10 protein-coding genes and 1 pseudogene are annotated in these 11050 nt (G+C 69.0%); 5 read left to right on the top strand and 6 right to left on the bottom strand.

Annotated elements, in window-relative coordinates:
- Positions 1–268: 268 nt before the first annotated feature.
- From ABZ471_RS37935 to ABZ471_RS37925, 3 genes are read right to left on the bottom strand one after another with little or no spacing between them, the layout of a single operon-like run.
- Positions 269–724 (bottom strand): hypothetical protein, encoded by a 456-nt coding sequence (locus ABZ471_RS37935; protein WP_359073084.1) that lies wholly within the window; start codon positions 722–724, stop codon positions 269–271.
- The gene (locus tag ABZ471_RS37930; RefSeq protein WP_359073082.1) at positions 721–1722 is read right to left on the bottom strand and encodes a metallophosphoesterase; all 1002 of its coding nucleotides are present in this window, start codon (positions 1720–1722) and stop codon (positions 721–723) included. The genes ABZ471_RS37935 and ABZ471_RS37930 overlap by 4 nt, the downstream gene beginning before the upstream one ends.
- Positions 1722–2015, bottom strand: a complete 294-nt coding sequence (locus ABZ471_RS37925) for a plastocyanin/azurin family copper-binding protein (RefSeq protein WP_359073087.1) — start codon at positions 2013–2015, stop codon at positions 1722–1724. The genes ABZ471_RS37930 and ABZ471_RS37925 overlap by 1 nt, the downstream gene beginning before the upstream one ends.
- A gap of 997 nt (positions 2016–3012) precedes the next feature.
- Between ABZ471_RS37925 and ABZ471_RS37920 the strand changes: the two genes are divergently transcribed.
- The 4 genes from ABZ471_RS37920 to ABZ471_RS37905 all read left to right on the top strand — a co-directional run bounded on the left by ABZ471_RS37920 (position 3013) and on the right by ABZ471_RS37905 (position 6483).
- The gene (locus ABZ471_RS37920; RefSeq protein WP_359073085.1) at positions 3013–3633 is read left to right on the top strand and encodes a sigma-70 family RNA polymerase sigma factor; all 621 of its coding nucleotides are present in this window, start codon (positions 3013–3015) and stop codon (positions 3631–3633) included.
- Positions 3634–3658: 25 nt separating this feature from the next.
- Positions 3659–4447 carry a zf-HC2 domain-containing protein gene (locus ABZ471_RS37915; RefSeq protein ID WP_359073081.1) on the top strand — a complete coding sequence of 263 codons (789 nt, stop codon included), beginning with the start codon at positions 3659–3661 and terminating at the stop codon, positions 4445–4447.
- Between the two features lie 910 nt (positions 4448–5357).
- A complete protein-coding gene (locus ABZ471_RS37910) occupies positions 5358–5780 on the top strand; it encodes an ATP-binding protein (RefSeq protein ID WP_359073079.1) in 423 nt (140 codons plus the stop codon).
- Positions 5781–6066: 286 nt separating this feature from the next.
- A complete protein-coding gene (locus ABZ471_RS37905; RefSeq protein ID WP_359073078.1) occupies positions 6067–6483 on the top strand; it encodes a hypothetical protein in 417 nt (138 codons plus the stop codon).
- Positions 6484–6527: 44 nt separating this feature from the next.
- On the opposite strand, the pseudogene ABZ471_RS37900 reads toward ABZ471_RS37905, so the two are convergent.
- From ABZ471_RS37900 to ABZ471_RS37890, 3 genes and pseudogenes are all read right to left on the bottom strand, one after another.
- A pseudogene (locus ABZ471_RS37900) lies at positions 6528–6668 on the bottom strand (IS701 family transposase); the annotation flags it as partial.
- Positions 6669–7600: 932 nt separating this feature from the next.
- Complete coding sequence (locus ABZ471_RS37895; RefSeq protein WP_359073076.1) at positions 7601–9109, bottom strand: M81 family metallopeptidase; 1509 nt, start codon at positions 9107–9109, stop codon at positions 7601–7603.
- Positions 9088–9441, bottom strand: a complete 354-nt coding sequence (locus ABZ471_RS37890; protein ID WP_359073074.1) for a muconolactone Delta-isomerase family protein — start codon at positions 9439–9441, stop codon at positions 9088–9090. Before ABZ471_RS37890 ends, ABZ471_RS37895 begins: the two co-directional genes overlap by 22 nt.
- Before the next feature lie 354 nt (positions 9442–9795).
- Here ABZ471_RS37890 and ABZ471_RS37885 point away from each other — a divergent pair, with 354 nt between their 5' ends.
- Positions 9796–11034, top strand: a complete 1239-nt coding sequence (locus ABZ471_RS37885; RefSeq protein WP_359073073.1) for a SpoIIE family protein phosphatase — start codon at positions 9796–9798, stop codon at positions 11032–11034.
- Positions 11035–11050 lie beyond the last annotated feature (16 nt).

Below are 11050 nucleotides of genomic sequence, written 5' to 3'. Positions count from 1 at the left end.
TCCCACGCCCGACCCTGGATCTGGGGCAGACCCGCACCACCCACCAGGCGCTTACGCCCCCGCTATGTGTACTTCCTTTGAGGAATCCAGCACTAAGCGGGTTCTCCGCGAAGTATCCTTTTTCCACTGCGGTGTTGAGAACTTCGTTGAACGTGGCCCTCTTGCGCCGTGCCGTCTTGGCCGCAACTGCCTTGCCCTCCAGCTTGCGACACAGGGCGTCCAGAGCCCGTCGCAGCACAGGCATCCCGGGTGGCTTCGTGGCGGTGGTTCAGTTGGGTGGCGTACGGGTGACGGCCCGGTCCCAGACGGACGTACCGACGGGCGGTCGGACAGCGCGGTGTCGTCTGGGCACAGTCAACTGCCAGATGGCGAGGAGCAACAGCGTGCCGGTCTCGGCGAGGAGGCTGAGGACGGCTTGTGGTGCCGGCTGCAGACCGCGCTCGGTGAATCCGAACACGCCTACGGTGCGCGAAGCGGTGAAGCCACCGAGGGCGCCGAGCGCGACGCCTGCCTCGGCGATCCTCAGCAGCAGGGGTGGTGTCCCGATCAGCAGCAGGGCAGCGAGGGCGAAAGATGCGCTGGCCTGGAGCAGGAACAGGGGGCCGATGATGTGGATGAAGCGGTACCCGTCGGTGTAGAGCTGGGCGTGGATGTATCCGCTGGCGGCGAGGGTTGCGGCGGTCGCCGCCCGCAAGGTGGGGACGAGGAATCTTTGGGTGTTCATGCCAGCCTCTGGTCCTTGATGGCCAGTTCGCGGTCCCCTTGGCGGTAGCCGACGCTGCGGATGCCGAGTGCGTCTCTGAGCTGCCGGGCAGGGACTACCTGGGGCGTGGGGGCGGGGGCGCGACCCGGCTTGGGCAGGGGGTAGGCGGTGGTGGTGGCGGAGTGGAAGGTGATGTTGCCCTCTGTCTTGGTGAACAGCTGGTGGACGTGCCCGTTGAGACAGGTGACGGAGGAGAAGCGGCGCAGGAGGGCGATGACCTTGAGGGCGTCGTCGGTGCTCCAGCCCCACTGCGGGTACATGGCGAACAACGGGATGTGACTGAAGACCACAACGGGGGTGTCCGATGACAGTCCCGCCAGGTCCTTGCGTACGAAGTCGATCTGCGCGTTGCCGAGGTGCCCGAGCTTCTCCAGGCTCAGCGTGTTGACCAGGGCTATGAAGTGCACGCCGTGGGTGTCGAAGCTGTACCAACCATCGCCGAGCGTGCCCATGCCGAAGGTCCGCCGGTAGGCGCGGCCTGCATCACCGATGGAGTCGTGCTCGCCCGGCACAGTGAAGACACGGTCTGTCTTCATTCCGGCCATCATCTGCTTGACCTGGTCGAACTGCCCGGCCGTGGACAGATGGGTCAGGTCGCCGCTGTGCATGACGAAGTCCGGTCTGAATCCGAGTGAGTTGACATGGTTGATCGCTTCGGAGAACGAGCCGACCACGTCCATGTTCGCCGGGCCATGGAACCCGATATGACTGTCGGAGACCTGCACGAATCGCAACGTGCCGCTTTCCGCTGCGACGACCCCGGCGGCGGCCCCGGCGTTGGTGTCCCGGGAGTCCGCGATGTGGCTGATCACCTCTCCACTGGCCACGGTCAGCACCACCGCGCCGCCGAACCATCCTGCGTGCCGGATGAGTTGACGCCGAGTCATGCCGTGTTCGGTTTCAGGCTGACCGGCGTCGTCGGCCGGTGCTCCGTCATGACTGTCGTAGTAGTCGGTCATCAGGTCACCTCCACGGTGGCGGTCATGAACGGATGGATGGTGCAGAGGTAGGCGTAGCTGCCGGGCTTGGTGAACGTGTAGCTGTAAGTGGCGTGAGGGGCCAGGGCGGCCGAATGCAAGGGGCCGCCCGATCCGGCGCTGGTGACGGTGTGAGCGTCGGTGTCCTGATTCGTCCACGTCACCGTCGTGCCCGCTTTGACCTTCAGCGTGGCCGGGGAGAATGCGAAGTTCTTGATCGCCACGGCATTCCCCGTCACTGGCGCGGCCGCCGCGCCTGTGCTCGAGGGACTCATGGGCATGCTCATGCTGGGCATCGGGGAGGCGGCGCCGGGAGCGGAGCCCACCGTTTTCTCCGACCCCGTGGCACCGGGCATTCCTGCCGTCTGGTAGTGACCCCGACCTGGCGTGATGGCGCCGGCCCCGATGGACGAGGAGTGCGACGACTGGGCGCATGAGCTGAGGAGCCCCAGCGCAGCGGCAGTGGTGGCGACGACCAGCCCGGCCGCAGCGCGTGATCGCCGGCCTGGTGGGCGAAGGTTCAAGTACATGGTGTCCGTTCCTCACTGATCAGGCGGAGACGGGAACTGCGCCGGCTCGGGCGCACGCAACCGCCGAGATGTGTGTGGTGAATGCCGTGTTCATGGGCACGCGCCCGTCACGGACCCAGCGAACGAGCATGGGCGCTGCCCCGTGCCGACCGCCCGCCTCGACGTGCCCCGCGCTGCGCATCCGCCCTGCCACGCCACGAAGATGCAGGCGGCATGCGGCAGTTCGCCCGAGCGGGGAGCCGCGTGCGACTCGGGGCAGGTCGGCGTCACCCATACGGGTGCGGCGCACACTGGTCCGGATGGAGTTCTGCCCCGGTGGTCGCGCAGCCCCCGATCACTGTGTGTAGAGCCGTCGCCGTGGTGTGTGCTGGGCACGGGCCGGGGCTGCATGGTGGCACCGGCTTCGCTGCACGGAGGCGGGGTGAGCATGGCCGGTGGCGAGAGCGTGTGCGTCGCGTGGTGCATTTCGGTCACCTCTGTTTCATCCTTTGCCGCATGGGGCAGCGAGGAGAAGTTGCGCGCAAGTCGGTACTTGTTCGTCTCCACGGACGGTGAGGGTCCAGCGGTTCGAAGGATTCGCACCTTTTGTGAGACCGCTTGGCATCGCCGCAGATCGGCCGCCCCCCGGGCCCCGCGCACGCTTGATCCTGCGAGGCCGTAACGCCCGACAAGGGCGCGCCACCCGCGGAGGCCACGGAGCGTGACCAGAACCGAGCTGTTCGTACAGGACAAAGCGGTGCATATGCGCGATGATCGTGTTATGCCCTGGAGTTCCCGAAAACGTGGTCCAAGGACCGATCCGGATCGCTCCGCGCACCGTGTCTCTGGTAGAGGGACCCTTTCGACCGCAGATGAGGAACTGCTGCGCACTCTGTACGCGGAGCACGCAGGAGCCCTGTTCCACTACGTGCTGCGACTGACCTCGGGAGACTGGCAATGGGCAGAGGACGTGGTGCAGGAGACACTGCTGCGAGCGTGGCAGCATCCCGCCGCGTTCGACCCCGCACGCGGCCCGGCCCGGGCATGGTTGTGCACGGTCGCCCGGCACCTGGTCATCGACGCCCACCGGGCCCGGCAGTCCAGGCCGGCCGAGGTCGGTGGCGATGTGCTGGAGCGGGCCGCCGAGCAGAAACCGGGCGAGGACGAGATCGAGCAGGCACTGCAGAGCTGGGCGGTTGCCGAAGCCGTCCGGTCACTGTCCCCGGACCACCGCGCCGTCCTGCTGGAGACCTACTACCGGGGCCGGACCATGGCGGAGGCCGCACAGGTGCTGGGCATCCCGCTGGGCACCGTGAAGTCGCGGACGTACTACGCCCTGCACGCCCTGCGGCTGGCGCTGCGGGAGCGGGGGATCGAGCCATGACCGTGGCGGGCAGGAGGCGGCGACCATGAGTGCGGAGCACGACGCCCTCCGGCTGACGCTGGGAGGATACGTCCTGGGCACGCTGCCCTCGGCGGAAATGGAACAGGTGCGCGTCCACCTCGCGGCATGCGCCGAATGCCGGGCCGAACACGCCCAGCTGGCGGGATTGCCTGCGCTGCTGGCGACGGTGACCGAAGCCGAAGCCTCGGGCCAGACGGTGCCGACGGCTGACGGAGAACTGACCGACCGGCTGGTGGCACGGGCAGCCGAAAGCGCGCAGGGCTCCCTGCCCGGACGGCCCGCCACGCCCGCGGTGTCGCAGACCCCAGAGGGGGGTGTGCTGGAGAGGCTGCTCCAGCAGGCCTCGGCCAGGCGCCGCAAGTCTTGGCGTCTGCAACTGGCCGGCGCTGCAGTCTCGCTGACGCTCATCGCGGCAGCGGCCGGCGGCACATGGCTGGCGGCCATCGGATCAGTGGGCAGTCAGGCGAGCCCACCCGGACCGACCGCGCCGGCTGTCTGGCGCACCTTCTCCGGAAGCGATCCCACCACCGGCGTTTCCGCCTCGGTGAAGGTCTCACCCTCTGCCTGGGGCAGTCTCCTGCAGATCTCCGCCAGGGGGGCACCCGCCGGAATCACCTGCCGGCTGCAGGCGGTCGGGCCCGACGGGGCCAGGACGGACAGCGCTACCTGGCGGGCAGGCGAGTACCCCCTCGGCACCACGATCCCAGGAGCGGTCGCCATGGCTCCGGGAGCCATCGAGCACTTCGAGATCCTCGCAGGCAACGGTCAGAAACTGGTCACCATCCGAGCGTGAGGCCAGGCCATGGCGGTCATCGGTCATGTCACTGGACGGCCCGGCCGCCCAGTGGCATGACGACAGCAGTCAGGTATGAGCGCATGGTGGCGCGCACAGGACGTCCAGCCGATGGCCATCGAAGAGGTTTCTGCTCGTGACATCGGCTGCACAGGCACGCTCGTCATCACCGTCGTCCCCCGATGCCACCACACCGCACGGCTCCGGGACCGGCGAGACCGTCCGACAAGGGCTCCCGGCCGACGAGCGCGGCGGCCTCGGGGGCCATCGGGGCAGTTTCTGCAGCTCCGTCGTGGGGCTCTGGTCCGCTTCCGTCACGCGACTTCCGCAGTGGCAGGGCGGCCACCCCGCGCCGGGCCCCTCGGGTGCCGGCCGCGCACACGGGCGGGCACGGCTGTGCGGGGGTCGGCGGCATACACCTCAACCCGGCGAACCGACCCAGTCCGCGGCTGACTTCATGCGTGAGTGGGCCGATAGGGCGTGCACAACTCTTCTTTTCCTTCGAAGTCCGTACAGCCCGGAGAAGAGGATCCAGGACGTCTGCACGCCGAGGACCGCGACCCAGTCGAGATGCGGGCAGGGACGTCTGCCCCGCTCTACGGCGCGACGCTCCTGCAGGGCCGTCCGGAAGACCACGGGCGAGGGGACCGAGCTGCCGGTGCCCGATCCGGTCGTGCGGCAACGAGCTCCAAGCAGAGGCGGCTGGGCCCAGACAGGCGCCGACATTGACATGACTCGCAAGAATCCGAACAAAAGGGGCGAATAACTCGAACCGTCCGACATGTGTCGTCCGTGGAACTGAATGACCGCGCCCATGCGGGATCCGGCCTACCGACCGCCCCCCGAAATTGTTTGCGGTCACCCCGTTCCGGTCTCCGCACATCCACGGAAGAGCCAGAAGACCATGTTTGTGACCGATTCCGCCAGCCCGACTTCACTGCTCGGCCGGCCCTGCCGCCGCCAGGCACTGCTCACCCTGCCGGCGCAGGAGGCGCACGTCTCCGCCGCTCGTCACTTCGCGGCCGATTTGCTGGAGACCTGGAGTGTGCCCGCGAGCGAGCGGGACTCCGCCGTTCTCATCGTCGACGAACTCGTCGCCAACGCTGCCCAGTACGGCCATGAGCGCATGACCCTGCTGCTCGCCCTCGACCACGAAACTCTGCAGATTGTGGTCACTGACTCCGGCGCGGCCGTGGAGCGCCATCGCCCCGACATCGCCCCGGACGAACACGGCCGTGGCACCGGCATCGTCCAGTACCTCGCCCAGTCGACCGAGATCCGCCAGACACGCGGCGGCCGCGAAGTCCGCGCCTGCCTGAGGTGCTCGCCATGACCGGGCCGGACGCTCCGCACGAGCTGCGCCCCCCTGCCGGGGCCGGCACTGCAACACAGCGTCGGTTCACCGGGGGCGGCCGCGGCGCCGGGTCACCCGACGCCCCAGCCGAGTGGGCCTTCGCGACCCACAAGCCGTGCCCCATCGACGGCTGCCCGAGCTCGGCCCAGGTGCCCATGCGGTCCGCGGCGCGCCCATCGGCCCTCGATCACGGTGGCCCCCACCACGACACGGTGCTGTGCCAACGCTGCGGAGCCGGCCCCTGCGTACCGGCGGAGGTGTGAGCGTGGACGTCACCCCGAACAGCGGCAAGGACATCGACGCCCCGCCACCGCACGAGGCATATACGAATGCGCCAGATCTGCGCCGCGAGATGCACCAAGTGCTCGCCCTCGGAGCCGAACGCGACGGCCGCCAGGCCAGGCCCCTCACACGGCCCCCCATCGATGCGACGGCCGCCGAACGCGCCTGGCTGCTACGCCGGGCCGCCCTCATGGACCGGATGGCCCTCGACGACCCCGGCCCCGGCCCGGTCGCAGCTGCCGCAGAAACCGCCGAACAACTCGTCCTCCACGATCGCCGCCATCCCCACCTGGCGGCCGGCCCGCACCACCCCGACACAATCACGCTCGCCCCCAGCCGCCGCCTCTACGTGCGCCAGGAGTACGCCGCCTGGACGGCCGACGGGCGCCCCGGAATCTGAACCGACCCCGACCGGGCAGGAAGAATGTTCCAGCGCGTGCTGCGCACGTCGTCGAGATCGGTGTCGGCATCCCACTCGGCCCGGCCAAGCAGCTGCTGCATGCCGTCCGGCGTGACCTCCCTCGCCCACTCGGCAATGGTCCGGCCGTTCTTTCGCGACAGGTACGACAGCAGCCCTGGCAGCAGGCACGCTGATGGGAAGCCGCCAGTGGGGGCGAACGCAGGGTTGCAGCCCGAACCTCCCTCCAACAGGCGGGAAATGGCCGCCTCAAGCGTTCCTGCACGGGTGTCCCACTCGCGGGGGGAGCCGTTACGGTGGTTGACGCACTCGGGGGTCGCCTCCCAGTGCTCGGCATCGCAAGCCCCGCCCGGGCACTGGGGACCTCTACGATCCACTGCCGTGGGGGAATCAAACACTGGGCCTGCAACAGGGGTTGTTCTGGCCAGCGGCCGTACCCGGGTATGGGTGGAGCAGGGTGCACTGCACTGGAGGCGGGGGCGAACGACTGTCGTCGTGCCCAGGACGCGGAGCAATCCCGGCACCGCGCCCCGGGCCTACTCAGCGACGAGGCTGGCCAGGGCCTGAGGCCGCCCAAAGGCCGCACCTGGGGCCGACGCGGGCGCACTCCTGAGGTGTGAGTGACGGCCGCAGGCACCAAGCAGGTGTCGATGGCGGGGCTCAATCTGCACCAAGTCCGGTCACCGACCGCGGCTGATCTATCGCATCCACCTCAGTCGAGGCCCTGTAAGCGTCCTCGACTTCACCCACGAGCCACGCCCACTTGTCGACCATCTCTTGGACGGTGAATGCCTTGCGCCAGCCGCGTTGATGCAGGACCTCGCCTGCGGCCTGTTCGTTGTGGGGCTCCATATGCTGGAGCCCGGCATGCGGAACGGTCCGTGACGACGGGTTTCTCCTGGTCACCGGACCGGACTGAGCGGTCCCCCGAGTTGTCAGGTGCCCGCGATCTGGGCTTCGAGGTCAGCGACGCGCCGGTCTTGGAAGCGGAGGTTGGAGCGGGCGGCCTTGAGTCTTTCGTCGAGGGTGCGGTTGTCGGTGGTGAGCTGGCGGACTCGCTGCTCGGGCCGCGCCGTCTTCGACGCGGGCCCTCGATATTTCAGTCCTCGGGCCCGCTGAACGGCTGGCTCGAGGGGGCGATGATCCGGGCGCTGAGGTCTGGGTCGGCCATACGCGGGTCGAACGGGAACATCGGCCGGCGGATACGGTGGTGGCCGAGTCGCTGCAGGTCCTGGTCGACGCCGCCGGGGGTGAGGGCCATCTTCCAGTCGGCGGCCACGGCGAAGAGCTCCGGTTCCAAGTAGCCGATTTTCACGATGACGACGTCGGCCGTGCGCGGATTCAACTCAAGGTCGGTGAAGTCGTGTTCGTGGTGGTACGGCTTGCGCAGCCGGGTCAGGATCACGTAGACGCTGCCGACGCGCAGGACGGCCTCCGTCCCTGCGTCCGGGTCGCCGTGCCGCACCGCGTGCACCACACCTGTCATGGTGAGGGGCGCGGCGTACCGGCCGTCGACCTCCGCGCCCGCAGTGACGGTGACCGTCGCGCCGATGCCCGCACGCGCGGCCGTGTCGACAGCGGTCGGCCCCGGCAGGGAGGCGTACAGCACCGTCGGGCCGCACGGACCCTGGAGCTCCGGGCGTGCCAATAGCTGTCCAAGGCCCCACGTCACGTCACCCGCGCCGCCCGCCGTCGGATTGTCGCCGGTGTCGCTGACGAAGTAAGGCTGCGCCGTCGACGCGAGCGCCTCGTCGAGGCAGTCGGCGAGGGTGCCGGTGGGCGCGACGAAGACGAAGTCATGCCGGGCGTCCCAGAAGGCGCGGGCCAAACGCTCGGCTCCGCCGGTGACGGCACTCTCGTCGGGACCGGTGACAACCACGGCAGCTCGGTTGCGCGGCTCATCCGCCCACGCATAGCCGACCCACATCGCCGCGTCCGTCACCCCCTGGGCCGCCTCCACCTCCTCGACAGCCGCATACAGACCCTTGGCAGGCTCGATCCGCGTCGAAGTCTGCTCGCCGGCCAGCAGTACCGGCACCGGGATCCACGCCTTCACAGGACGAGGTCCGCCGCCCGTCAATTGGTCGACGAGGTTGCGAGCGGCACGCTCCTTGGTCTCCATGGCGTCCTCGTGCGGGGCCATGCGGTAGCAGGTGATCAGGTCGGTGAGGTGGACCAGGGTGCGCGAGACGTTGCCGTGCAGGTCCATAGAGGTCGAGACGATCACGTCCAAGCCGACGGTTTCGCGGATACGGGCCAGCAGTTCCGCCTCCGCGTCGTCCATTCCCTCGACGGTCATCGCACCGTGGATGTCGTACCAGAGGCCGTCGATCGGGCCCAACCCTTGGAGCTTCGCGATGAGTTCACCGGACAGGTCTGCGTACGCAGATGCCGTCACCGTGCCGCCCGGCAGGGCCTTGCCCACCAGAGCCCCGCGCCAGTCGGCGGCAGCGCGCAGGGGCTGCCCGGGCGCCAGGAACGGATAGCGGCCAAGGACGTCGACACCGCGCTGGGGTTGGAAGGCGGGCGCGTCGGTGCGGGCCGGGGAAAACGTGGACGACTCCACGCCCAGACCGGCGACGGCGATCACGGGAAAGGTGGCTGACATAGCTCCTCCGCGAGCTCACGGGGTGGTGGCCGGACGTCGGGGCGGCTGTCCGTCCCGGTCCCGGTTGATGGTTCCCGGTCACCGCGCGCAGCACCCTCTGCGCGCATGGCGCCGCTGGGTAGGCCGCTCCTGCTGCGGGTCTTTTCGAACATCCGGTTGGCGTAGAGACTGGCGCACCGCCACAGGTGCAGCCGCTCCCCGGTCTCCTGCACCTTCCGCGCGTACTTCTTCTCCGCCGCGAGCGTCGACGCGCGGAGTGCGGGGGCCATGTCGGGCGGCAGGCTGACGGTCATGGGGACGGCGAGGAGCGCGGTGGCAAGCCTCGGGGACAAGCTCAGCGAGGACGACGACCTGCGCGCGGCTGCGGCGGGCGAACCCGGCAAAGATCCTGGCGACGCGGGTTTCCACGGTGGCCTGGCTCCCCCACCCGCAGCCGCATGTGCGACCGGCGTGACGTCCTGCTCAACGGCACAAGCGGCGATCAGGCATTCGATACAGAACTCCGGCCTTCCCGGACATCGCCGCCGCGGCGCCCGGCCTGGGCGGGGAGGGCCTCGTCCCTCCTGCGAGCCAGCCGGGTCTCCGACTGCGTCGCGGAGGCCCAAGCCGAGATCTGGTGAGCCCAGACGCTGGATCGCTCGTAGATTGGCAGTAGGTAATCGCGCTCGAGGTGAAGAGAGCGCACCATGACAGCGGACATCAACTTCACGGCCTTCTTCGACGCCACACCGAGCCCGTACCTGGTGCTGGACACGGACCTGGTGATCCGCTACGTCAACGGGGCATACATGGAGGCCACCCGCAGGACCGGCGAAGAGCTGATCGGGAAGTACTTCTTCGACGCCCTGCCGGAGAACCCCGGCCTACATGACGACGCAGAAGGGAACGTCAAGGCGTCATTGCACCGGGTCCTGGACACCGGGGCCCCTGACACCCTGGTGCTGCAGCGGTACGACATCCCCGACCCCGACCAGCAGAGCGGGTTCGAGGAACGGTGGTGGTCCGACATCCACACCCCGATTGCCGGGCCGGACGGCAAGGTGAAATGGATCGTCCAACGGTCCGAGGACGTCACCGCCTTCATCCATTCCCGTCGGGCGCGCCGGCTCACCCAGGAGTTCACCGAACGGGAAAAGGGTCTGGCAGCCGAGCTCTACGTGCGGGCCCGTGAGCTGTCGCGGCTGAACCAGGAACTGCGCCAGGCCCACGCACGCGAACGCCGGATAGCCGTCGCTCTGCAGGAAGCCATGCTCCAGGCCCCCGACCTGCACCAGCACAACAACAACATCGCCGTGCGGTACCTGCCCGCGACGAGGTCACTCAACGTGTGCGGAGACTGGTACGACGTCGTCGACCTGCCACCCGACCGCTACGCCGCGGCGGTCGGCGACGTCGTCGGCCATGGACTGCCGGCCGCAGCCGTCATGGGCATGCTCCGCAGTGCGCTGAGCGCAGCCATCCGGGCCATCCCCAGCCCTGCCCAAGCCCTGGAGGTCCTCGGTCTCTACGCCCGCTCCGTAGAAGGCGCGACCGCCGCAACCGCAGTGAAGGTACTCATCGACACCCGCAGCAGACTGATCGTCTACAGCAATGCCGGGCACCCGCCGCCCGTCCTGCTCCACTCCGACGGGGCCTGCGAGCTACTGGACCAGGCCACCGATCCACCGCTCGGTGCCCGCCCGTACCACGTCCCCCGCCCACAGGCCGGCCTGCCCTACACGCCAGGCGACACCCTCGTGCTCTACACCGACGGGCTCATCGAACGCCGCGACGAAGATATCGATGCCAGTCTGACCCGCCTGACCTCAGCCCTCGCCCAGGACCGCGCCCTCGCCCCCGACCAGCTGGCGGACGCATTGCTGGCCCGCCTCGGCGTCACCAGCGGGGCCGACGACGACATCGCCCTGGTCGTCATCCGCCTCTGACCCTGTACGGCCTTTC

Source organism: Streptomyces sp. NPDC005728 (assembly GCF_040630895.1).
Taxonomy (GTDB): domain Bacteria; phylum Actinomycetota; class Actinomycetes; order Streptomycetales; family Streptomycetaceae; genus Streptomyces.
The sequence above is the reverse complement of the archived record's forward strand: the minus strand, read 5'-3'. Positions and strand labels throughout refer to the sequence as shown.

Bases quoted from the DNA above. Each gene is read 5' to 3' on its own strand.
- ABZ471_RS37935 (WP_359073084.1), bottom strand. From the start codon at position 724: ATGAACACCCAAAGATTCCTCGTCCCCACCTTGCGGGCGGCGACCGCC.
- ABZ471_RS37930 (WP_359073082.1), bottom strand. From the start codon at position 1,722: ATGACCGACTACTACGACAGTCATGACGGAGCACCGGCCGACGACGCC.
- ABZ471_RS37925 (WP_359073087.1), bottom strand. From the start codon at position 2,015: ATGAGTCCCTCGAGCACAGGCGCGGCGGCCGCGCCAGTGACGGGGAAT.
- ABZ471_RS37920 (WP_359073085.1), top strand. From the start codon at position 3,013: ATGCGCGATGATCGTGTTATGCCCTGGAGTTCCCGAAAACGTGGTCCA.
- ABZ471_RS37915 (WP_359073081.1), top strand. From the start codon at position 3,659: ATGAGTGCGGAGCACGACGCCCTCCGGCTGACGCTGGGAGGATACGTC.
- ABZ471_RS37895 (WP_359073076.1), bottom strand. From the start codon at position 9,109: ATGTCAGCCACCTTTCCCGTGATCGCCGTCGCCGGTCTGGGCGTGGAG.
- ABZ471_RS37885 (WP_359073073.1), top strand. From the start codon at position 9,796: ATGACAGCGGACATCAACTTCACGGCCTTCTTCGACGCCACACCGAGC.